At 58.2% G+C, this 23681-nt stretch carries 16 protein-coding genes and 1 pseudogene; 11 read left to right on the top strand and 6 right to left on the bottom strand.

Annotated features, from left to right (window positions below; genetic code table 11):
• The first annotated feature begins 3 nt into the window (after positions 1 to 3).
• Entirely contained in the window at positions 4 to 885 is an 882-nt protein-coding gene (locus AB8B33_RS34785) for a TniB family NTP-binding protein (RefSeq protein WP_439018957.1), read from the top strand.
• The gene (locus tag AB8B33_RS34780) at positions 860 to 1747 is read left to right on the top strand and encodes a TniQ family protein (protein WP_439018956.1); all 888 of its coding nucleotides are present in this window, start codon (positions 860 to 862) and stop codon (positions 1745 to 1747) included. Before AB8B33_RS34785 ends, AB8B33_RS34780 begins: the two co-directional genes overlap by 26 nt.
• 338 nt (positions 1748 to 2085) lie before the next feature.
• Here the strand turns inward: AB8B33_RS34780 and AB8B33_RS34775 are convergent, their stop codons facing one another.
• Positions 2086 to 3015 (bottom strand): LysR family transcriptional regulator, encoded by a 930-nt coding sequence (locus AB8B33_RS34775; protein ID WP_439019307.1) that lies wholly within the window; start codon positions 3013 to 3015, stop codon positions 2086 to 2088.
• Positions 3016 to 3085: 70 nt separating this feature from the next.
• Between AB8B33_RS34775 and AB8B33_RS34770 the strand changes: the two genes are divergently transcribed.
• Positions 3086 to 4054 (top strand): quinone oxidoreductase family protein, encoded by a 969-nt coding sequence (locus AB8B33_RS34770; RefSeq protein WP_439018955.1) that lies wholly within the window; start codon positions 3086 to 3088, stop codon positions 4052 to 4054.
• Positions 4055 to 4111: 57 nt separating this feature from the next.
• Here the strand turns inward: AB8B33_RS34770 and AB8B33_RS34765 are convergent, their stop codons facing one another.
• A complete protein-coding gene (locus tag AB8B33_RS34765) occupies positions 4112 to 4801 on the bottom strand; it encodes a glutathione S-transferase family protein (RefSeq protein ID WP_439019306.1) in 690 nt (229 codons plus the stop codon).
• Here AB8B33_RS34765 and AB8B33_RS34760 point away from each other — a divergent pair.
• Positions 4791 to 9947, top strand: coding sequence for a hypothetical protein (locus tag AB8B33_RS34760; RefSeq protein WP_439019334.1), 5157 nt, complete (start codon positions 4791 to 4793; stop codon positions 9945 to 9947). The two genes, AB8B33_RS34765 and AB8B33_RS34760, sit on opposite strands and share 11 nt — an antisense overlap.
• Positions 9948 to 9959: 12 nt before the next feature.
• On the opposite strand, the gene AB8B33_RS34755 is transcribed toward AB8B33_RS34760, so the two are convergent.
• Entirely contained in the window at positions 9960 to 10433 is a 474-nt protein-coding gene (locus tag AB8B33_RS34755) for an excisionase family DNA-binding protein (RefSeq protein WP_439018954.1), read from the bottom strand.
• A gap of 65 nt (positions 10434 to 10498) precedes the next feature.
• Between AB8B33_RS34755 and AB8B33_RS34750 the strand changes: the two genes are divergently transcribed.
• The gene (locus AB8B33_RS34750; protein WP_439018953.1) at positions 10499 to 11050 is read left to right on the top strand and encodes a PIN domain-containing protein; all 552 of its coding nucleotides are present in this window, start codon (positions 10499 to 10501) and stop codon (positions 11048 to 11050) included.
• A complete protein-coding gene (locus AB8B33_RS34745) occupies positions 11050 to 12138 on the top strand; it encodes an RES family NAD+ phosphorylase (protein ID WP_439018952.1) in 1089 nt (362 codons plus the stop codon). The genes AB8B33_RS34750 and AB8B33_RS34745 overlap by 1 nt, the downstream gene beginning before the upstream one ends.
• On the opposite strand, the gene AB8B33_RS34740 is transcribed toward AB8B33_RS34745, so the two are convergent.
• Both AB8B33_RS34740 and AB8B33_RS34735 read right to left on the bottom strand, forming a co-directional pair.
• Positions 12133 to 12495 carry a DsbA family oxidoreductase gene (locus AB8B33_RS34740; protein WP_439019305.1) on the bottom strand — a complete coding sequence of 121 codons (363 nt, stop codon included), beginning with the start codon at positions 12493 to 12495 and terminating at the stop codon, positions 12133 to 12135. The two genes, AB8B33_RS34745 and AB8B33_RS34740, sit on opposite strands and share 6 nt — an antisense overlap.
• A gap of 329 nt (positions 12496 to 12824) precedes the next feature.
• Positions 12825 to 13344: pseudogene (locus AB8B33_RS34735) on the bottom strand (Dps family protein).
• A gap of 273 nt (positions 13345 to 13617) precedes the next feature.
• On the opposite strand from AB8B33_RS34735, the gene AB8B33_RS34730 reads away from it, so the two are divergent.
• On the top strand, positions 13618 to 14070 hold the full coding sequence (locus tag AB8B33_RS34730) for a (2Fe-2S)-binding protein (protein ID WP_439018951.1): 453 nt from the start codon (positions 13618 to 13620) through the stop codon (positions 14068 to 14070).
• 266 nt (positions 14071 to 14336) lie between these two features.
• On the opposite strand, the gene AB8B33_RS34725 is transcribed toward AB8B33_RS34730, so the two are convergent.
• Positions 14337 to 15359, bottom strand: coding sequence for a DUF3616 domain-containing protein (locus tag AB8B33_RS34725; protein WP_439018950.1), 1023 nt, complete (start codon positions 15357 to 15359; stop codon positions 14337 to 14339).
• 1170 nt (positions 15360 to 16529) lie between these two features.
• Here AB8B33_RS34725 and AB8B33_RS34720 point away from each other — a divergent pair.
• The 4 genes from AB8B33_RS34720 to AB8B33_RS34705 all read left to right on the top strand — a co-directional run bounded on the left by AB8B33_RS34720 (position 16530) and on the right by AB8B33_RS34705 (position 23557).
• Positions 16530 to 19922 (top strand): S8 family serine peptidase, encoded by a 3393-nt coding sequence (locus AB8B33_RS34720; protein ID WP_439018949.1) that lies wholly within the window; start codon positions 16530 to 16532, stop codon positions 19920 to 19922.
• Entirely contained in the window at positions 19909 to 21438 is a 1530-nt protein-coding gene (locus tag AB8B33_RS34715) for a hypothetical protein (protein ID WP_439018948.1), read from the top strand. The genes AB8B33_RS34720 and AB8B33_RS34715 overlap by 14 nt, the downstream gene beginning before the upstream one ends.
• A gap of 91 nt (positions 21439 to 21529) precedes the next feature.
• Positions 21530 to 22393, top strand: coding sequence for a hypothetical protein (locus AB8B33_RS34710; RefSeq protein ID WP_439018947.1), 864 nt, complete (start codon positions 21530 to 21532; stop codon positions 22391 to 22393).
• A 345-nt stretch (positions 22394 to 22738) separates the two neighbouring features.
• Complete coding sequence (locus AB8B33_RS34705; protein ID WP_439018946.1) at positions 22739 to 23557, top strand: restriction endonuclease; 819 nt, start codon at positions 22739 to 22741, stop codon at positions 23555 to 23557.
• The last annotated feature ends 124 nt before the right edge of the window (positions 23558 to 23681 follow it).

The raw sequence follows: 23681 nt of genomic DNA, 5'->3' as shown, positions 1-23681 counted from the left end.
GGCATGAACACAGAAATCTCGCACCTGACTGTAACCGCCGCGGCACTGTTAGGTGAAGCGGATAAACAGCGCATCCGCGCGATAAGATCACGTCGCTGGCTGGTCTATCCGCGTGCCAAGCAAGTACTCGATCGCCTCAACTTCTTGGTGGATCATCCACGCGGAACACGAATGCCTTCGATCGCCATTTACGGTGACAGCGGAATGGGCAAAACAATGATCATGAAGCGTTTCCGTGATCAGCATCCGCCAAGCTTCAATTCGCTTACCGGCAGGCTGAAGACGCCGGTTCTCGCAATGGAGATGACCAGTCGACCAGGCGAAAGACGGTTCTATTCCGAACTTCTGACCCTCCTCGGCGCACCACAGCGACCTCGCGCCGATATCGCACAAATGGAGCAAGCTGCGTTGCGCATCATGGAAGCGATCGGCGTGCAAGTGCTGGTGATCGACGAGGTGCACAACATTCTCGCAGGAACATATCGCGAGCAACGCATCGTCCTCAATACATTGCGCTTTCTGAGCAACCGCCTTCAGATCTCGCTTGTTTGCTTCGGGGTCAATGATGCCCGTGAGGCCATTGGCGGCGATGTACAATTGGCGCGCCGCTTCGAACAGTTCACGCTGAGCCGCTGGGCCGCAAATGAGCAATTCGAAATGTTGGTCGCCCTGATCCTGCGCAACACGCCACTGCGCCATCCATCGGTGTTAACTGCAAAATCATTGCGGCGGATACTGCAGATCACCGAGGGCATCACCGCCAACATCTTCCACATAATCAACTCACTGGCTATCGAGGCAATCGAAAGCGGAGGAGAGCGGATTACCGATGATGCCATTGAGAAATGGGAGCCGGAATTTGACGCCGAAGCAGCGTTCGCATGAGATGGGAATATCCGCACGGCAATTGCCGGTAAGGCTGGCTCCCTACCCCGATGAACTTCTGTCGTCGTGGATCATTCGGCACGCCGCATTCTACGAAATCCCTCCCCTGGCCATGCTTCGGCATTGCCTTCCCGAGGTGCTATCATTGCGTGCGGCCGATTTAGATCTCAACGAAGGTCAGGTCGTCCGCATAGCTTGTATGTTCTCGATCGAGCCAACTACGGTTCGCCGTATGACCTTCTCGAATATTCCGCAATCGTCACGGCGGCTAATTGCCGGCGAGCCTCGGCAATTATGCTGCGGCTGTCGTCCGAATATCGATGGGTCGCGCGTCATTCTTCGAAGCCAGTTTCTCGGCTGGCGGATCACCTGCCCGCTTTGTGGGGGCCTCCTTCAGACCATTGGCGCGCGTGACCGCCCCGCTCCCTTCAGTCGCTACCACCATGCTGCGCTGACAGGAGAGCGGATACTCGACAACGAGGCCGAGCACGGCATCAAGAACTGGGTGTCGCCAAGTGAGATCGCCCGCCTCCTGCTGATGCGGCGCGTTCCAAAACCTCTCCCCGATCACTACGAACCGTCAGGCTGTAGAGTACTCGGCGTCATCATTCCTGATCTCGATGACGTCCTCAAGATGGAAACTGGCGAACTTCCGACCCCTGCAAGTCCGATCTTGCCACTGCACTTGCGGCCGGCTCTTTTAGCTGGTGTGGCTATCGTCCAGCGCGCCGGGCCGGAGATGCTTTACATGCTGCGTAGCCACATGATGGGTGAGAACAAAGCCCGCTTCGGCAACGCTATCGAAGAGATTGTGGACTGCGCGAGTCAGTCGCAGACGTCTTCGCAGTTACACTTAATTTGAGATTCTCGGTCCGCGGAATCTCAAATAAACTGCAAATTACAAAAAAACGGCCGCATTCTCACGGTTAAGTGCCAAACGACAGCCGGAAACCGAAACCAACAACAGGCAGATGACGATCAGAACCACCGTAATCGCGACGATGGCAGCGATCCGCCATGGACCAGGGGTCCGAGCTTTTTGTGTGAGAAAACCTGTCCCCATACCTGTCTCCGGCTGCGCTGCTCGGTGAGTAACCTACACGTTTTCGCCGCCTCCCAGAATTGGGGTTGCTAATTTTTCGTTTTGCAACTGGTGGGGATAACGAACCGCAGTGACGAAGTCGGCCCTTTTGACGAACCTCAGGCGAGGGTTGCCTCCGTCGGGTCGCTTTGGGAGTGCGTGAGATCATCGTCGTTTGTCGGGTGGGTCACGAATGCATCCTTCAGCGCCTCCATGACAGCACGCACGGCCGGCACACCCCGGATACCGGCATGGACGACCAGCCACACTTCTCTGACGAGCGGAACGTCGTGCGCGACAGGCTGCAGGGTATCGAGGCCGGTGACCGCGAATTCCGGTAGCATGGCGACACCACCGCCGAGCCTTGCCGCCTGAGCCTGAAACTCCAGCACGGTGGAGCGCAGTGCGATCGGTCGGCCGGCGGCGATCTCGATCAGCCTTTGCTGTTGCGGCGAGGCGTTCATGCCCTCGTCATATCCGATGAAGGTCCAATCTGGCGGGGGAACAGTGTCGAGATAGGATTTCGCGGCGTAGAGACGGAAGCGCATCTCGCCAAGCCGCGCGATGACGTAGTCGCCGTCTTCGGGTCGCGAAAGGCGTATGGCGATATCTGCCTCTCGTCGGTTCAAAGACGCGAACCGCTTTTCGCCCACCAGCGTGATCTCGATGCCGGGATGATCCCGACGGATCGCAACGAGCGGCTTTGCCAGGAGCACGCTTGTGAGAGCCGGCGGCGCGCTGATGCGCACGCTGCCGCGCATGTCGGTTCCGCTGCTTCGACCAAGCTGCTCGATCGCCGCGGTCTGCCGTGCGACGAGCGTGGCGTGTCTTGCCACCTGTTCACCATCGATCGTCAGCGAAATGCGCCGGCCGCGTCGGTCGACGAGCTTGCGGCCGAGCGTCACTTCCAGCGAGGCAACGCGCCGGCTGACCGTCGCGTGCTCGACGCCGATCTGTCGAGCCGCGCCGAGCAAGGTTCCGGCTTGGGCGAGCGCCAGGAAATGCCTGAGGTCTTCCCAGTCGATCTGTGTGAATTCCTTCCCATCCATTGGGAAATAATAGGGAATTTTCACACATCTGGCCATCGCCTATTTTATGGCTGTAGTGGAGGATTGAGAGATGAGCGACCAGATCGTCATGCTGAATGCCCCGGGCGTCGTTAGCCAGTTCGAGCTTCGCGAATATCCGCCTCAATCGCCTGGTGCGGGCGAGATCCGGATCCGACATGAAGCAATCGGCACCAATTTTCTGGATACCTATCACCGCAAGGGTCTCTATCCCCTACCCTATCCCGCCGTCCTTGGCGTCGAGGGCGCGGGCGCGGTGGAAGCAGTCGGGACCGGCGTGGACCGCTTCAAGCCCGGTGATCGCGTTGCCTATGCCGGCCCCCCGGTCGGTGCCTACTCCTCCACCCGCATAATTCTCGCCGAAAGAGTGATAGGTCTTCCCGATTCGGTCCCGGCGAAAGTCGCGGCGAGCTCTCTTCTCAAGGGCATGACAGCCCAACTGCTTCTGACGAAGGTCAGCGCCGTCGGGGCTGGCAGCACGGTCCTGATCCATGCAGCGGCCGGCGGGCTCGGCAGCGTTCTCGTGCGCCTCTCCAAATCGCTTGGCGCTACGGTCATCGGCACGGTCAGCTCCAAAGAAAAGGCGGCGCTCGCAGCCGCCCACGGTGCCGATCACTTGATCATCGGACGAGACGCGGATGTCGTCGCTGAGGTAAAGCGGCTAACCGGCGGCCAAGGCGTCGATGTCGCTTGTGACGGGATTGGCGGCGACATGCTACTAAAGAGCATCCGATCGGTTCGCGCATTCGGAACCGCGATCACGATCGGACAGGCCGCCGGGCCCATCCCGCCTGTCGCGATCGAGGAACTCCGGCCCGGGAAGTCGCTCTCGCATCCGAGCATCATGGCCTGGTGCGCCGATCTGGGGCGCTACCGCGAGGTGGCAATGGCGGCAATCGCGGCAATGGAACGAGGTATCGTCTGCGAAATCTCCGGGGAATATCCGTTGGCGGATGTCGCTGCGGCGCATGAGGCGATGGAGACGGGGCGATCGGCCGGGAGTATCTTGCTGATGCCGTGAATGCCAACGGCCCCATCGCACGCGCTTAAGAACCATTCGGGGGACAGCAACACACGATCAAGCGGCTGTTATGATGCCTGCCCTGCCGCCATGCAAAGCGAGACAACGATCGAGCCATGCGACGACGGGATCGTCGGCCGCGAGCATCGACAATCCGGAGGTCATCCTCAGCCATTGCAGTGCGCCGAACAGAATGTAATCGGCGAAAAGCGGTTCCGCACCACCCACAAAGAGCTGAAGCTTTAAGAGATACCGTAACGGCTCAAGTTTTGCAGCGAACGCTGCTTCCTCATCGTCGCGATTTTTGACCACGTCTTCAAGCCGCTGACCAAACCGCTTTTCGCGACTTTCCCGGAAGTAGGCTTTGTCGCCGTCATCGAGGCCGCCATGAATATCGAGAAGCGCCATCCGCAGAATGGCCGGGTGCACGACCATCTGCGAGTATCCCTCGACCAAGCGCGACAATGCCTTGCCGCCCTCTCCGCGAAACAAAGAAGGCCGATCCGGATAGGCATCCTCGAGGTAGAGCGCAATATCGAAGCTGTCCGACACGAGATGTCCGTTGTCATCCAGCACGGGTACCGTCGATGCAAAACCATCGCCAATCTCGCGGATTTGCGCATAAGTTGTCGGAATCTCCTCGAACGTCAGGCCCTTGTGTGCCAGCGCCATGACTGCTTTCCAGCAGTGCGGCGAGAACAGATGCCGTGGATCAGCGCCGCAGAGCGAATAGAGCTTGAGCATTATGGCGAGCCTTTCGATATTGGGCTGTCTGTATCCGAGGCGCAAAGACAGCCGGGATCAAATCGCAAAAACTGATGGTCGCCATCAGATTTCCGAAGATCCCCGGTTCTCCCTGTTTCATCATCAGCGGCCTGTCCGCCTCGGTCACGATCGCAACCGCAACGACGTTAGCCTTTCCTTGAATGTTGATGTCCGCAGAACCTTGAGTAGGCATCAGCCGGCGGCTATGGATTGGAAATATTGCTTGATAGACGGCCGGGGACGGTCAGATTTTTCGAGGTCATCGATGGCGAAGCCCGCCGAAGTCACACAGCTGAAGAAGCGAGCACTTATGGCGACTGCCGGCGGAAACGCGACGGCGTCAGGTGTAAGCTTCCAGGCCTCGGTCGCAGCCTATTTCGCCTCGCAGGGCTTGGCAGGGATTGCGCTGGACGCTCGACTGGGCCTTGGTAGCGCGAGGGTGACCGGCTTACGGTTTGAGACGGAGGCGCCGGTCGATGACGTCCTGGTGAACTTGGATACGGATGGAAGGGTCTTTATTCAGGGCAAAAATAGCCTGACAAGTTCCACATCACTTTCCAGTGAACTCGGAAAGACCTGCGATGAATTAGCCCGTTTGTGGGAAGCCACCTTCGCCGGGAAAGGAACCCGAGGTTGGGACAGGCCTCTCGTCTCGGGCGTCGACTGTATGGTCATTGCCGTTGGTCCCACAACATCCGGAACAATCAAACATCATCTCGCACGAGCTCTCGACATCGCAAGAAACGGGTCAACGGAAACTCTGTCGCAAGAGCAGACGAAAGCGCTCGACGGGTTTCGCAAGTTGACAGCAAAAGCGTTTGCGGCCCGCGGCGGCGCACTTGCTGACGTCGACCCGGACGTGATCTTGAAGTTTGTCTACATACTCGATTTCGATTTCGCCGGACCTCACCGTACGGCGGCAGAAACGGTCCTTGGCAACGCCTTGAACGATCGTCACTCGGCACCTGCTGCCCTCGCTGTCCTTGAGAGGGAATGCGAGCGGCGGATGGCTGCGCGCAATGGCATCAGCCTTGCTGGATTGCGTTCAGAACTTGGACGGAGTGGCGTACCGATCAGCGCTCCGGCGAACTATCTTGCCGACATCGCATCCCTCAAGGATCGAACGGCGCGCGTCGGACGATCATTGCAAGACTTCGAACGCACACATGTCTCGGGGACCGACATCACCATTTCCCGCCAGTGCACGGCAAATTGTGTCGAAGCTGCAAAGCAGGGGTCGCTTGTCGTCATCGGCGATCCGGGAGCCGGCAAAAGCGCCGTCGTCAACGAGGCGGCACGTCAGCTTGGTGCTGAAGGCAGCGATGTCGTCCTTCTCGCGATTGATCGGTTGCAGGTAGAGTCCGTCGAGGGGCTGTCGGCGGCGCTTGGAATCTCCCATCCGCTCGCCAAGGTGCTCGCGAACTGGCCGGGTAATGGCCCGGGGTATCTGGTTTTGGACGCCTTGGATGCCTGCCGTTTCGGCAGAAGCGAGGCGCTCTTTCGAACTGTCATGCAAGAGGTGCTCGAACTCGATCAAGGGAGATGGCGTATTGTTGCGTCCATCCGGACATTCGATCTCATGATCGGACAGGAGTTTGCTCGACTGTTCCGGGGCGTGCCCGCCAGTACAGAATTTACCGACCTCAGGTTCCAGGGTGTGCGGCACATCAAGGTACCGGAATGGTCCGATGCTGAATTCGAGGAATTACTGACGAAGATACCGGCACTGCGTATTGCCATCGACAACGGCGGACAAAAGCTGTTGGAGCTCGCCAAGGTACCCTTCAACACGCGCCTGCTGGCCGATCTCCTGACGGATGGAGTCGAACCGGAGCAGCTTCAAAGCCTGCGATCGCAGGTTCAACTGCTGGAGATGTACTGGAACGAGCGGGTCAGGCCGCTCGGACCATTGGCCGAACAGTGTCTTGGCACTACCGTCAAAGCGATGATCGACCAGGGCCGGATGGAGGCGACCCGGATGGCAGCCGGCGCCGGCACCGGCAACGCCCTCGATGAACTGCTTCAGCGCGGCGTTCTGATCTCAGTGAATGGGGACCGCGAAGTGGCCTTTCGCCACCACATCCTGTTCGACTACACCGCGAGCCGAACAATCATCGAGCTCAACGATTCAAGAGCAACCGACAAGCTTCTGAAACAAACCGGCGCAAGCTTGCTGTTGGCCCCGGCGCTCTCCTTCGCGCTCCAACATCTGTGGGAGACATCAGGTCCCGGACGGGATCGTTTCTGGCAGTCAGTTGTTGAACTGGCGGGCGACAGCTCTGCCGATCCGATTGCCAGAAGTGTTGCGGCTCGGGTCGGTTGCGATCTCCCGTCGGAGGATGGCGACATAGCCAGCTTTCTTCGATTGATGTCCCACCGCGAGCACCGCGAAAAAGCGTTCACCGCATTCCGACACCTTGTCGGATCGCTCGCCGTGAGACTGGAGGATGATGAGGGCGTGCCGCCCGCGCCCTGGTGCCTCCTGGCGGAGAGCGGAGCAGCGTTTGTCACAACGATCGCCTGGCCGTTGCGCACCTTGATCAATGCACTGGTCAACCGCGTCAAGGATCCGGGATTGCGCAGTCGCGTCGGTGTTGCGGCGCGCGCAGTTATGGATCATGCTTTTGATGCCGCCGGTGGCGAGATGCTGATGGCGATTGCCATCGAATTTGTCGCAAAGACCTTCGGTACCAACGCCGCAGCCTCACGGAAATTGGTTGAACGGCTTCTTGAACCCGGCCGCATGAAAGAACATGCGGCAAGCGACATGCATTGGCTGGCCAACCATGTCGGTGACATCGCGGAGCATGACCCTGCTCTCGTTGTCCAGATCTACGATCGTGTTTTCGACCACACGGTTGAGGAGGATGGTCCGACCCAACTCGGTCAAAGCAAGATCCTGGCCCTCACCAGCAATCGCCGCCAAGATTTCAAGATGTCCCAATGGGCGTTGAAGGAGGCGTATGCGGCCTTCGCCGAGAGCCACTATTTGGAAGCCACGGAGATCGCGATCAAGATAGCGCGCAGCTACATCCGAAACGAGCACAGTCTGAGCATTCCTGTCGAGACGACCGTCCTGTCTGTCGGCCAGCAGGTCGGCCACGTCGTCGAGGATTACAGCTATATCTGGGCGTCCGAGCATCGAGCCGCCTATTCTGACGATGCAGTGCAGATCATCGACAGCTTCGTTGAGATGTTGGAGAAGCTTTCGGATATCGACGCGATTGCCGTAGCAGACCGGTTGATCGCCGAAAACCGGTACGCCTGGCTCTGGAACAGGTTGCTGCGAGCTGCAGCTTCTCGCGGTGGAGCATTGGCCACGAAACTTTGGTTCTGGGCGATCGAACTCGTGCTTTTGCGCTCCGCCAACACGATGGAGCCGGCGCTCGACCTTATTGTCTCTCAGTACAGCCAGCGTTCGCCGTCGGAGCGACGGCAGGTCGAAGAGACCATTTTGGCGGCAGTCTTTCCGACGTCTGCCCGGCCCGCCGAGGCTGCGCAAGATTTTCGGCGCGAGGTATTCGGCGCCATCGGCAGAGATGCGCTTGAAACTCAGGACGCAAAGGACATTGTTGACGACGCCAGCGCAAGTGGAATGGTCGTCAACGATCATGGCCGCCGCCATCGCAACTACGGCTTTATGGAGCACGAGGAATATAGCTGGCTCTCCGACAAGGGTGTTGATGTTGAGGCAGAGCCCAACAGGTCCATCCTCACCGCGATCACCTTATGCCAGGACGCCGTCTCGAAAGAGGCCAATCAGAAGGCGGGGCTCGCAGCGATACAGGACGTGACCGCGGAATTGGCGAAGGCAGGCACTGCGGCCCACGCCTTGGTCAGAGTGTATGGCTGGGAGAGGGTTACCTGGGGGATTGAAAGGCTGACCGCGGATTTTGCCATGGTCAATGCACTGACAGAATCCCAACGCGAAGGAATTGAGACGCTGTTGGCCTTGATTGGAAGCCAACTCGCGGAACTATCGGCCATGGATAAAGGTCTCGCAAATAGCGCTTGGGCGAACACGGCCGCGACGACCATGAACATCGTTCGCGATGCGCCGGAGGCAACGGCCCGACTGAGCGGCAAGATTCGGTCTTACGCAACCGACGCCGCGGCCAATGTTCGAAACGAGATTGCGATGCGGCTTTCCTTTCTATGGAACACCGACAAGGCCCTGATGTGGGATCTGGTGGCAAATTTTGCAAAGAGCGAGACAAACGCGCGGGTCATGGTTCAGCTTGTGAACTTTCTCATCCGCCTGTCCAACCAGGAGCCCGACCGTGTCGTTGCCCTCACACAGACCATTCTGACGAGGACGGACGTCGAGAAGGGTGATGGTCGCGACACTTTCCGTGAAGGGATTGGAACTCTCGTGTTTCATCTGTGGACGCGCCACGGTCAACCAACAGCGCGGGAAATTATTGACCTGTGGCTTGGCGATCGCGGAGCGCACGCGCCTGAATTGCGGCACGGCGCGTTTTCGATCCGGGACGGCCTCACTCTCGGTTATGACAGTACGAACGGGTCGGATCATGAGACACGCGCCAGGTGCCAAAAGCTCGCTTTCGATGTTATCGACCGCGCAGCTCGCGGCATCGAAGGCTATTTCGCCCTCGGTAACGGTGAACGAACGGAAGAGCGCAATGCTGCGGCATCCGAAGATGCGGCCCTGCTGGATCAAATGTCGGACCAATTTTTTTATGCGGTTGGAGCAATACAAATCCAGAAGGGCGAGGAGCCCCGCGCGTTGAGAGAAATCTCCGATCGCAAGCAGTTCCTTAGAGAAAACCGGGCAACATTTCGAATGGTTGGTGACGTCGGAACTCCCAGCAGCATCTACCATTTGCTTCAGCTCCTGGACTTTTTGTCGTCAGCCGACCCGGCTGAGGTCTTCGACCTGGCTTCCCACGCGCTCCTTCATGCCGGAAAATTGCACGGCTACCAGTCCGAATCGCTAGGGGCCGCCCAATTCGTGACGATGATCGGTCGCACCATTGCAGACCACCGCGAACTTTTTGATGATCCCGTCCGGCGGATGGCTCTGGTCGAAGTACTCGAGGCATTCGTGGACGTTGGGTGGCCTGCGGCCCGGCGCCTGCTTTACCGTTTGCCGGAAGCGTTGCGCTAGTTCCGGACGAGTTTAGAGATCGTAGCCGCCTGCATCCTCACTGAGTTGGCTCAGCCGATCGAGGGCCGACGTGCGTTTTGCGTCGCGCGCGGCCTTGTAGGCGGCGACATCCGTGGCCCGCAGGCGGCGATGGCTGCCAACCTTTTCGGCTGCAAGTTCGCCGGCATCGACCAGTCGAACCAGATACTGCCGTGAGACGTTGAGGATATCTGCAGCCATCTGGGTGGACATGGTCTCCTCATCAGGCAAGACGGTGACCGCCCTGCCCTCCGCCAGAAGCTCAGCGGCGCGAAACATGATGTCCGCCAGCGCGCTCGGCAATTCCAGCCGTTCGCCGTGATCACCAATGACCTGCAGTGATCCTCTGGACTGCGAACGGGACACAAGGAGAGACGCAACCCTTGCCGCAGCCGAGCGATCTGTTGCCGGGACGGTCTTGAGAGTGTCGAAAGGCTTTTTGCCTGTGGTGCGATGTGATACTGCCATGACCACAATATGGCTCTCAAACGCTATAAACGCAACCCCGCTCCGCAGGTACGCTTTCAGATCTCATGCTCATCGCCGTTCTAGATGCCGACGTCCTGTTTCCGATGTTGTTGCGCGACACCCTGCTGCGCGCCGGTGCCGCGGACTGTTTCAGGCTGCATTGGTCTTCCCGCATCCTCGACGAGGTGATCCGCAATTTGGTGAGTGACTACGGTATGGATCCTGAGAGAGCTGCTCTCCTGCGCACCGTCATGGAAGAGGCGTTTCCCGAGGCAATGGTGAAAGGCTGGAAGGCACTTGAGCCTCAGATGCGAAACCATCCCAAGGACCGCCACGTCGCTGCCGCGGCCGCTGTGGCTGGCGCCGGCATCATCGTCACGTCCAATATCCGGGATTTCGCCGATCTGCCTGACGGCATCGCTGCAATGACGCCAGACGATTTCCTCTGCGCGTTGCTCGAGGCGAAAGAAGATGGCCTGCTTGATGCGCTTACAGCCCAGGCCGCCGCATATCGCCGGCCAGAGACAACGCTTTCCGAACTTATCGAGAAATTAGCAGGAATTGCGCCGACGTTTTCGGCACGAGCCATGACCGTTTTAAACCAGAAGTCATATTGATGAGCGACCTGACGATAGCAGAAGAATCTGCCGAGCCCGTCGAAGCGACATTCAGGCCCGACGATCTGATCGGGCCTTTCCTGCCAGTCACGCGTCACGATATCGATTGGTTCAACAATTTCGTCGCGGAAGAGGTCGATTCCGGGTACACGTCGAGCATCTGCTGCTGCGACGCCTGCTATGACGATTTCAAGCGATTTTGGCCTGGAGTCGCGTTTCGGGACATGGAATTTGAGATGCACTCGATGGGTCTGTCCGGGTTCATCGATTATTCGCGCCTCGTGGAGATCTACTCGCCTGCCGAACTCTCGACACTCCGCCATTTTGTCGAGTGTCCCCGATGCTTTGCAAACATTGCCGGCAATATATGGCTCTATGACCATCGCTTCAGTGGCGCCGACGATCTGGAGGAGGCGATCGAGGAACTGACCGCCCTTGGAAGGCAGACCCCTTTCCTCCTTCTCGAGCACCAGCTGGCGCAGCGCCTGCTCGATGCAATCCGCCTCCATGCGTCGACGGTAACGGCAATGAGGGTTCCCGGCCTGTTCTACAGGGCGAGATCCGCCGAGAGCATGGTCGAGCACGCCCAGTCCCCCGACGAGCCGCAGTCCTATGGATCTGCGCCTCGGGAATATGTCACAGAAGGGCGGTTCAACCATTCGGCATCGCCCATGCTCTATCTGGCGAATTCGGCGGAGACGGCCTTGAGGGAAATCGGCGAACCGGAGAAGGATTTCAATATCGCCGCCTTGGCGATCGATCAGCCGTTGAGGATCTTCGATCTCGTGGACATTGACGAGGATCTCCCCGCCTACGAGCTGTTTACCGCCATTGCCAACTCTGCCTTGCTTGCGGCACCACGCACAGGCAAAGGATGGCTCAAGCAGGAATACGTGTTTTCACGCTTCGTCGCAGACTGTGCGCGCTCTGTGGGCTTCGACGCCATTCGTTATGGATCGACGAAGGATCCCGAGGGCTGGAACTATGTGCTTCTCGAGCCTGCCGACGGCGCGCTTCGTCTTGTCGGCTGGCATACGCTGCGGCTCGATCTCTTGATTGGTCGGCCTCCTGCGTTGGCGAGGCTATAAGGTCTCGGAATGTCCTGAGAAAGGCAGGAGGCGGGCAAAATCTTCCTGAGGATGGAAGCCGCTGATGAGTTCTCCCGATATCAACCAGCTCGGCGTCGCCCTCACACCAAGGCGCTCTCCCAGTTGCTCGTCCTCGACGACCCAACCATACGCTTCACCCGTCGTGAGGCTCGCGCGAATTGGCCCGGCATCGCCTGCTATTTCCTGGGCGCATTCGAGAACGACGCCCATGTCGCCAATGTCCAGACCATCGGCAAAATGGGCCTTGAACAATCGCGCCTGAACCGCCTCGAATGAGGCGGTTCGATTGCGCCGGACCCATTCGGCAACCGCAAGCGCAATGCGCGAATTGGGCAGGCTCGGCGGCCACTTCAGGGGGAGCCCGAGGCCCGCTGCATCGCGCTCGATCTATTCGTGCATGCGGCCGGATCGTGCACCGATGCGGATCCCTTCCGGCGGAAGATCGCGATGGGCCTGGAAAGCCAGCTCCACGACCGTCAGCCCTTCGGCTTGCAAAAAGCGCGTCCGGGCCTGGCCGAGATATCAGAAGGGGCAGGTCAGGTCGTACCATCCGAGAGCGATCAAGCCTCCGGCAGCGACCTCGGCGAGCGCCGACGCGGAGGCCGAGTGGACGGGATCACGAGATGTCGGGTTGTCGTTCATAAGCTGCCCCAAAAACCACGGTATCAACCTTGAACTGGCCGGGTGACCTCGAACAGGAACCACAAACGCCGCTCCGCCTCGTCGATCCAGTTCTCGATCAGGCTCGTCGTCGCCACGTCGGAATGCGCGGACGTCAGTTCGTGCGTTTGACGCAGCGCGTGGACCAGTTGACCGTTATCTTCCCTAAGCTCGGCCAGCATATCATCGGGTGTGACGTAATCGGCATCGTTGTCGCGGATGCGCTGGAGGCGATCAATATGGCCAATCGAGCGAAGGGTTAGCCCACCGATCTTTCTGGACCGTTCGGCAATGGTCCGTGGATTCGAACAGCTGGTCGGCCTGCTCGTCAAGCAGCAGGTGATAGTCGCGAAATCGGGGCCTGGACATGTGCCAGTGAAAGTTCGTGGTCTTCAGGTAGAGCGCGAAGACGTCAGCAAGGAGCAGCGTCAACGCGCCGGCGATCTCCTCGACAACACGAACGGGCAGTCCGCTCGGAGTGGCAAGCGGTGCGCGTCGAATATTTTCAGCGTTCTGGCGGTTCATTTATGCCTCATTCTCGATGCTTTAGGCTGACGGGGAAAATGTCGTTGACGCAATCTGCCCGGACGACTGGCTAATCGTTTCAGGCGCTTGATTCACAGATGCAACGCGTGATCGGATCGCGCCATGGCATGATCGGTCTGATCTTGATAGCCCCCGCGCATTCGACCTGCCATCGGCAAATTTGCACGATCATCACTGCAAAAAATCAGTTTGAATTCAATGGTCGCCGAGCGGCATGGTTTAGCTCTCAACCAGTTGCACATGTGAGGCTCCATGTCGTTCTCAATATCAGTAAACGGGCGCACACACGAGGTCGACGTCGATGCCGACACCCCCTTGCTGTGGGTTCTCAGGGATGTTCTCGGGATGACCGGCACGAAATTCGGGTGTGGAATGGCGCTTTGCGGTGCCTGTACCATTCATGTCGATGGCGTGCCCACCCGCTCATGCATCACCTCTATTGATAGTCTGGGCGAGAGCAAAATCACTACGATCGAGGAAATTGGTGAGACACCGGCGGGCGCTGCCGCGCAAAAGGCATGGCTCGATCTCGAGGTGGTCCAATGCGGCTACTGCCAGTCCGGCCAAATCATGTCCGCCGCGGCACTCCTCGCGCAGATCCCAAAGCCGTCCGACGAAGATATCAACGCGGCAATGTCCGGCAACGTCTGTCGTTGCGGGACCTATCAGCGCATTCGTGCGGCCATCCATCACGCGGTCGCCTAAGGGAGGTTTCCCCGTGAACACTGTCGCGCTAGCTAGACCGTCGACAACTTCTCAAAGGACGGCAAAATATCGCATTCAATACGTCATTTACAAAAAGGTTTTTTAGAGTTGGGAGCCGCTAATCGAGTACATTAATTCAATCACGCTTGATCCCCTTGGCGAGTCGATATCGACTTACAACGCCCGTCCGCGCGTGTCGACAGCCACAGTTGGCGTCGCGCCCCCTCGATCTCTATTCATTCAGGTTCAACCGCAGAACGACACGTTTAGCGCGGTACGTCGTATATTGCGGGAGCTCCGCCGGGGGCTCCATCGGACATGATCAGAACCTTGTAGTGATCTGATTCCGTCTCGAGAACGGTCAACGACTCCGGTTTGCTATCTGCTGGCCCAGCCTTCACTATATCGACACAGGGCTTGGCGTCGGCATCCGGCTTCCAGAAACAGACGGCCGCCGAACCCGCCGTGTCACGCTGCGGTCCGGACAATATAAGAAAACCGTCCTCGGCCGGCGCAATATCTCGAACGCCCTGCCCTTCTCCCAGCTCAACCGAATATGGCTTTAGCTTGGCCTTCGGATTGTCGAACGCATCAGAGATCGAGATCGCTCCAATTATCGCCTTGCCATCCTGGAGCGGCCCTCGAAAGCCGATGTAGAGCTTGCCCCCTGACACTGCCAGCCCCTCGATATTGATGCCGCCCTTGTCGGGGACGTCGCCTTCATGCTTGGACAGAACGGGATCGGCAAGAATAACCGCCTTCAAATTGGCGGATCGCTTAACCTGTTTGGACGCCTTTTTCTTCGAGCCGAAATCCTCGACGAGGCCGGTCGTTGGGTCCACCTCAACGCGATAGATGAAGTAGCGCGAATCCTGAACGATGCCTTCTTTGTTCCGACCATGCGAGCCGACAAGAAAATAGCTTCCGTTCCCATAGGCTACCGCTTCAGCGTCTGTCTCGTCGAATTCAATGGACTCGTCCGCATCTGCGAACTTCGGGAGCAGGAAGAGCTCTTCACCTGGCACAAGAGTTTGACCCTCGAGCTTGAAGAATCGCGCATACCGCTTTTCGTCCCCGATAAGGAGGCAGGAAGAACCTTTGGACCCCACAACGGCGCAGTCCGCGCCGCTGATGTTTTCAGACTCTTTTTCGTCTTGGAGAGCCGGTTGAACGTTCAAAAGTTGCGTTGGACGGAGCTCCGAGGCGGCAACTGATATCGCCCAACCAAGAACCAGATGCGAGGCCACGAAAGCGAACAATACTCTGCTGGTGAAAATGCCTTGCGCCATGAAGACCCCCCAACCAACTGCATCAGGAAACAACTCGAGAAGTGTTGCACGACCGTAGGATGCAGGCAAGTATCGGCGTCTCGTTCCCCATCTTGATGTTGGGTGGTCGAAACGCATTGTTGCTGATGATGTCATGGCTAACGCTGTCTTAGGGCAGCGGTCTCATCTTGAGGGGGTGACATCCCCTTGTTTCCCCAAATGGATGGCTTTCCCGCGCCACCTTTGGGCTTTCGAGATGGCTTGATCTCAAGAATGAAAAGCTTCGGCTGCCGTGCCATTAAACTCGAGCTGGTTTTCCGCCGAAACAATTCTTGCACTTTGGCTGAATGCAACAAGAGCTTGATACACGATTGCTCTTTTTCGCGGATTTTCAGGGCTGGTCCGGCCGAAAGTGAGATCGAGGTCTCCCCGACGTACGACATCGGATTCTGAGAGTGTAGTCCGGAAATATCGATGCGATAATATCTCGCAATCTTTGGCAGATATACAAAAAGTCGCCGCGAGATAATTCGCGGGCAGTTTTCTTCTCTTTTGTTAAGAAATTAGAAAGTCAAGCCTCTACAGATAGTTGTGTTTTTCAATTGAATGTTCTACACCAAAGCCAGTTGGAAGAGGGCTTTTCCAGAGACTGAACTTGATGCGCAGACCCTGATAAGTGTGCTACTGAACGGGCAAGCGCGTTGTGCATGCGAAATAATGAACTTTGCTTGGATTTTACTTCAAGCGAGACTGATTTTGTTGTTCATTTCACGGTGCAGACGTCGGCTCGCTGCTTCTCATGTAGGAATGCATCATGCATGAACCCGGCTTTGCCTGATCCAGCCTACTCAGCAGCGCTTCCAATACCCGAAAACGTGCCGATCGGCCGCTTTGCGGCCCCAGGAGGACCTTGTGGCAGACGCTCCGAATCTACTGGTCAAAGTTACAGGAGACGGCGGTCAGCTTCGCGAGACCTTGGACAGATCGAAGGGGGTCGCGCCGCTCTCGGTCCAAACTATATTGACGGTAGCCAGCAGCACGGGACTTGACACGGCACTCGCGGCCTCTCCGGCCGAACCGTCAACATGGCTTCGCCTCCAACCGACCGGATCGTCTGCCGGTAACGCCTGGGACCAGGCACATGCCCTGCTGGATGCCGCGCAGCCACTCTCTCTGGCGACCACGCCGGGCGTGCTGGCGATCGAACCAGATGTCGTCCAGCAGTGGCCGGTTGATCGGCAGCCGCCCGGGAGCCCGTTTGCGGCAGCAGCAGACAAGGCGGAGCTCTGCAGCTTCGACGACCAGGATCAGAAGGGAGGCAAGGCCTTCGTCCCGGATACGGTCGCATGGAACTTTGGAGATGACTTCAGTCAGCTCACCGCTGCCCGTCGCGCGGTGGGCGACAAGATGAGCAAAATACTGATCGCCCATCTCGATACCGGCTACGACCCACACCACCTCACCAAGCCGATGAACCTGAAGGTGGAATGGGCGAAGAACTTTGTCTCAGGTGAAGGCAGTCCTGATGACGCGACGGACCACATCCCTCCGGGCGCCGCGGTGACGAACCACGGGCACGGTACCGGAACGGTGAGCCTCCTTGCAGGCAACAAGTTGAACGGCAATTCACCGGGATGGAAGTCGTTCAGCGATTATGTGGGCGGTGCGCCGCAAGCTTCCATCCTGCCTGTCCGGATTGCCGACTGGGTCGTGCGCTTTTCCACGGGAACGATCGTTCAAGGCATCGACTATGCTCGCCAGAAGCAAGCTCACGTGCTTTCGATGAGCATGGGCGGATTTTCGTCCCAGGCGCTCGCCGATGCGGTAAACATGGCTTACGAAGCAGGCTTGGTCCTTGTGACCGCCGCCGGCAACAACTTTGTCAACCTTCCGGTCCCGACGATCGTCTACCCTGCCCGCTTCCGCCGGGTCCTTGCCGCCTGTGGGGTGATGGCCGACGGCCGCGCTTATACAAATCTCGCACTTGGCACCATGCAGGGCAATTACGGCCCCGACAGCAAGATGGATACGGCGCTGGGCGCGTATACACCGAATGTTCCATGGGCGCAGATAAGCTGCGGCAATGTCGTAGACATGGATGGCGCCGGCACGTCGGCGGCGACCCCGCAGATTGCCGCGGCAGCAGCGCTGTGGCTGGCCGAACATTGGGAACAAGTTCAGAACTATTCGGAAAAGTGGATGCGGGTCGAAGCTGTCCGCTACGCTCTGTTCACCGCGGCGAGCAAAACCACTGCGAAAATGAACGCCGCGCAGACCAGAAAGACGATCGGCCGCGGCGTTATGCGAGCAGAGGACGCTCTCAAGATCGCACCGCTGTCGGAAGCCGACCTGAGACAATTGAAACTACCGCCGGCGTCCTCGACCCTCGGATGGTTGGACGGCGTCTTCGGCGGAGGTGTTTCGGTTGCGCCGGACACCATGGCAACGAAGCGTCAACAAATGCTCGCACTTGAGCTCACGCAACTTTGCCAACGGTCCATCGATGTCGACACTGCAATCGATGATCCGGACCTTCCGATCGATCAGATACCGGTCGAGGCCCGCAACCGCTTTCTCGAAGCCGCGCTGGATGCAAACCCATCACAACATCTCCAGGCCTTCCTCCTTCCGCTGCTTGGCCGCAAGCCGTCAATATCAGGGGGCCCGGCGGCGTCACCATCGGCCGCCCCGGTGAAACGGAAGGCCTGGCGTCCGCCGGTTCCCGAAAGGCGCCTGCGCGTCTTTGCACTCGACCCGAGTGTCGCCAAAAGCCTGGCGTCTGTCGCCGTCAACGAGACGACGCTGTCAGTCCCCTGGGACGATGCGCCCGTCACGAAGGAAGGATTACGTCCCGGACCAATCGGCGAGTACATTGAGGTTGTCGATGTGGACCCGGCCTCCAACCGTTTCTACGAACCGGTCGACTTGAATTCGAGAATGTTGCTAGCGCAGGACGGGTGGACACCGTCAGAAGGAAATCCGCAATTTCACCAGCAGATGGTCTACGCCGTCGCGATGACGACGATCCGGCATTTTGAACTTGCCTTGGGTAGGCGCGCCTTGTGGTCTCCGAGATTTATGGCCGTCAAGGACGGCGACGAACATGAAAAACAAAAGTATGAGGTCTCGAAACTCAGGATCTACCCGCACGCCTTCCGAGGACAGAACGCCTATTACAGCCCGGAAAAAAAGGCGCTCCTCTTCGGTTACTTCCTGGCGGATTCAAAGGAGGGCGACTCGACGCCAACCGGATCGATGGTCTTCTCGTGCCTGTCGAGTGACATCATCGCCCACGAGACAACGCACGCGCTGCTCGATGGCTTGCATCGCCGGTTCCAGGAAGCGTCGAACCCGGATGTGCCGGCCTTTCACGAGGCTTTCGCAGATATCGTCGCGCTCTTTCAGCACTTTACCGTCACAGAGCTGGTGCGCTTTGAGATTGCCCGCGCCGAAGGAAAATTCGAGGCGATGAGCCTTCTCAGTGGGCTCGCCAAACAGTTTGGGGAGGGCATCAGCCGGAGCGGACCATTGCGGGACTATGCGACCGCCAAAGGCAAGGAACTGCGTTACGACACCACACTGGAGCCGCACGATCGGGGCTCGATTCTCGTCTATGCTGTCTACGAAGCCTTTTTGAACATAGTCAACCGTCGTGTCAGTGATCTCTTCCGCATCGCTTCAAATGGCACGGGAAAGTTGCCCGAAGGCGCACTTCATCCCGATCTCGTCGATCGCCTGACATCTGAGACCTGCAAGACTGCGCAGCAGGTGCTGCGCATGTGCATCCGGGCACTTGATTACCTGCCACCGGTCGACGTGACGTTTGGCGAATACATGCGTGCATTGATTACCGCCGACGTCGATGTCGTACCGAACGACCACTACGGCTATCGCACCGCGTTCATGGAGGCCTTCCGCAATCGCGGCATTCTCCCGCGTGACGTCAGGACCATATCGCAAGAATCGCTAATGTGGGGCGGCGCGCAGAACAGCCAGCCAGCCTGGCTGCCTCGGCTGATCGATGGTCTTGATCTCACCTGGGACCAGGAAGCTGATCGATCCAGGCTCTACAAGCAGAATAGCGACAACTGCTGGGGCATGTGGAACAAGCTCAGCAAGATCTTCAAAGAGAACCCGGAGGTCATGGCCGAATTCGGCCTTGCCGCGAATGTTCCGCGATATGAAGAAAACGGCGAGAAAATGAGAGAGGCGTTGGGCGCGACGACGTTCGAGGTCCATAGTGTGCGACCGGCAAGACGCATCGGACCGGACGGTACTTTTCGAACCGACGTCATTGCCGTTGTCACCCAGCGCCAGGCAAAGCCATTCGATGGCGTGAACGTTGCCAACGGGTTCTACTGGTTCAGAGGGGGAGCGACAGTCATCATCGAGCAGCGCCCGGGGCAGCAGCGCATCCGATACATCGTGCTGAAGAACAGCTCGAGCACGTCCCGTGACATGAGACAGCAGCAGACCGCCAGGGAAAATATCGGTTCGCCGTTGCGAAGCCTCTATTTTGGCCGGACCAAAGAGGAGCCTTTCGCGATCCTTCATGCTGAACATGAGGTGCTTGATCATGGCTAAGAGCTCAACGCAAGCGAGCGCCGCTGGCACTATTCCGGGCACTTCTCCCTTTATGACCGTCAGGCATTACTGCCAGGGTCTGGGCGACTGCCATCTGATCCGTATCAAGCGCGATGGCCCGCGCGATTTCTTCATGCTCATCGATTGCGGCGTGCACAGCTCTGTCACTGGTGGACCAGGCACGATCAATGACATTGTCACGGACATTCTGAGTGTGACGAAAATCATCGACGTCCTTGTCGTCACCCATGAACATGTGGATCACGTCTCAGGGTTCTTGTCGGCGGCCGGCAAGTTCGCAGAATTCGAAGAGATCGGCGAGGTCTGGATGGGGTGGACCGAGAACCCGGATGATCCACAGGCTAAGCAGCTTGATAAATTCAAAGGTCAGGCGCTTGCGCTGCTCTGCCAAGCGAGCCAGCGGCTTTCTGGCGTCAGCGGTGATAGCCAGTACCTGTCGAACGTCAAGGCTGGCGTTCAGGGGATCCTCGGGTTCAATTTTGGCGTCAAAGGTGAACGCGTCCGTGCAATGCGAAATGCCGCCGGCAAGCTTGGGAAACAGCAGCCACCCCTCTATCTCGAACCAGGGTCGATACGACCGACAATCCCTGGTCTGGACGGCGTTCGAATCTACGTCCTCGGCCCGCCGAGGGATGCAGCGCTGTTGAAGGTAACCGATCGCCAGTCCGAGATGTACTCGCTCGCAAGCATGGCTGCCGCACCAATTGTGGCCGCCCTTACGGGTTCGTTCGCATCGACGGCTGCAGGAGATCAATTTTTCGACGACCCTGCGGCGCCGTTTGATTGCAATATCGGCCTGCCCCTCGACGCTGCCTATGCCGGCAAGGTCCCAGGCGAAGAAGAGCAGGCCGCACTGTCGTTCCTGAGGAACCACTATACCGGCGATCTTCCTGCGCCCTCGCGAACAAGCCGGCAGAGAAAGCCACTCGACGAAAACGTCATCGACCAGTCGTGGCGACGCATCGATCTCGACTGGTTGGCGACGAGTTCAACGCTGGCAATGCAGCTCGATGACCAAACCAACAATACTAGCGTCGTTCTCGCGTTCGAAGACATCAAGACCGGTCGCGTCATGTTCTTTGCGGCCGATGCGCAGATTGGGAGCTGGCTGAGCTGGCAAGACTTGAACTGGAAAATCGGGGACAAGACCGTCACAGCGTCAGATCTGCTTGCTCGAACTGTCTTCTATAAGGTCGGCCACCATGGCAGTCAGAACGCGACTGCGCAGGCGAAGGGGTTGGAGCTGATGACCAGTCCAGATCTCTCCGCGTTCATACCGACAAACCAGACAGATGCGAAGAAGGTCGGTTGGGGCGAAATGCCGTTCCACGGAATCCTGGACGCGTTGGAAAAGAAAACGAGTGGAAGAACTGTGCGTGCCGATGACACCTGGCTGGGCTCAACCGCCCTTCCGTCCGCCCTTGCGCAGCCATCGGGTTCACTGCGGGCCGTCCGATCGGGGTCAAAGCTTTGGGTCGAGTTCGATCTCGCCTGATGTTCAAAACCAACCATGAAGGAAGAATGCATTGAGCCTGCTCCGTCTTGCGAACGTGATCATCGTTGCGGCTATTGTCTCGATCGTGGAAATGACCGACCTGGCCTGGGCGGCGGATAGTGGCCAGCCCATTCTGGGGCTGTCGAGCGAGGTCTACACGGCATCCGCCAAATCGTTGACCATGCTGTTTGTCATCGCGGTCGTTCTGGAGAATGGCTTTGCAGTAATCTTCAATTGGCGCGTCTTTCTCGCCTATTTCGACACGAAAGGGGTCAAGACGATCCTGATGGTCTTGATCTCATGGATTGTCGTCGTCTGGTTTAAGCTGGATGTTTTTGCAAGCCTTCTCGCCGCCTTTACTATACCCGACTCCGGGGCAAACCTGACAACGCAGGCCGCCGCCATGTCCAACTGGATCTCGAAACTCATCACGGCATTTGTCCTTGCGGGCGGCAGCAGCGGAATTCACAATCTGATGTATGCGCTGGGGTTCCGTAGCAGTCGTGATACGGAGGTGACACCGAAGCCCCAGCTGGACGAGGCCTGGGTGTCAATCTCCGTCAAGCGCACGAACATTCAGGGTCCCGTCCAAATCGGCGTGGTTAAAGTCGATACGGTCCCGTCCGGCGAGACCGCGATCCCGCTCTCGGGGACGATCAAATTCAGGCGACCCAATCCGTTGGATCTTTTGATGCGCGCACGTGACCGGTTCCCGGCAAACGGTGGTTACATTGTTGAACCCAACCAGATCTACCTTGTTACCGCGGTCGCCGAAGCTCCGGGTGCAAAAGCAAGCGATACGAAGACGATCGTGAAGATGCCGCCCCGATACTATACGTTCTCGCCAAGAGCTGTTGTCGATCTCAGCCTTGATATCACCGGTCCAAAACCGGCTTCAGCCGGCGCTGTTTCCCTTGAAGCCGTTGTCGCACCTACGTCCAAGCCTGGCAAATGACCCTCTGGCGAAAAACGCCTCACAATCATCTCGATCAACGACATGATGCCGGGCAAGGCTGTCCGTTGTGTGCTGTGCCCGAAGGTACATGAGAGTTAAACCGAGGCACTTAGCCAAACTTTAACGATGGTACGACAAACGGCCTCCACTATGCAATTGCAACGCAGCTTAGATATGGATGCGCTGTATTGATGACACGTCAGGCGACGCATGCAGGCTTAATAATGTTTCCGGCTACGACCACGCGGAAAACCGCGCTATGATTGAAAGCCGAGACTGTAAGGGGGGCCGCGCGTCCGCATTGACGCAGGCCCGGTCCTTGACCTGGTCGATAGGGAGGAGGCAATGACGATCTGGCAGTACAGCGAGGTCTCCAGGGACGAAATGTGGTCCGCTCACGACTGCCTGTTTTGCAAGTCGTCTATGAACAGGGTTTTTTCGGAGCACCACGACAACGATCCAGCAGCCCACGATCGCATGTATGAGGTCCGCATCTCCGATCGCGAAAGTGGTCTAAAGAGCATCGATTCGTGCAAGATCTGTGGCTGGTGGAAGGCGACCAACCAATACGACCGAGAGATCCGGACAACCTTGCCTTACGCTACCAGGCGCGTAGTGGAGGGTGCCGCCGGAAGTCTGAGGGAACTCGACCTCGAGGACCTAACGCTTCCTTTAGACGAGGTTCGTCGATATCTCGTTGCCAAATATGAGTCTCGTTTCAACGTTCATCCCCGTTTGTTAGAAGAAACCGTAGGAGCCGTGTTCCGCAGCCTCGGCTACGATACGGTCGTGACGGCTTATTCCGGAGACGGCGGCATCGATGTCGTGCTCGACAAGGACGGTAGGCAGCTTGGCGTTCAGGTAAAGTGCACGAAGCGCTCGATCAGTGTCGAACAGATTCGCAGCTTCGTCGGAGCGCTCGTCCTGAAAGGCGCCACAGAGGGGATTTTTGTCACGACCTCCAGATTCCAGAGCGGAGGTCAACGGACTGCAGATCTGGCCGAGATCCGTGGCTACAAAGTTGAACTCATGGACGCGCCGAGACTCTACGACGCACTCAAACTCGCCCAGAGGGCATCGCCTCCCGACTTTGTTCGCGAGCAGGCCGCGGATTATTTCCAAAAGATGCAGCTGATTTCCGACGAGCCACCGCAGTATTGGTGAATTCTGTCTGGCTAGACGCCTGGACGCCCCCAGCTGGCTGTGTCGTGGATGAGACCAAGCCCTGCGACTTTGCTCGCACGAAAGCGGCAACGCCTTGAGCGAATGCCGCATCCCTCTCCTGCCG

Origin of the sequence: Rhizobium sp. 768_B6_N1_8 (assembly GCF_051811225.1) — a bacterium.
Classification (GTDB): Bacteria; Pseudomonadota; Alphaproteobacteria; order Rhizobiales; family Rhizobiaceae; genus Rhizobium.
This window is presented reverse-complemented; position numbering and strand designations above follow the sequence as displayed.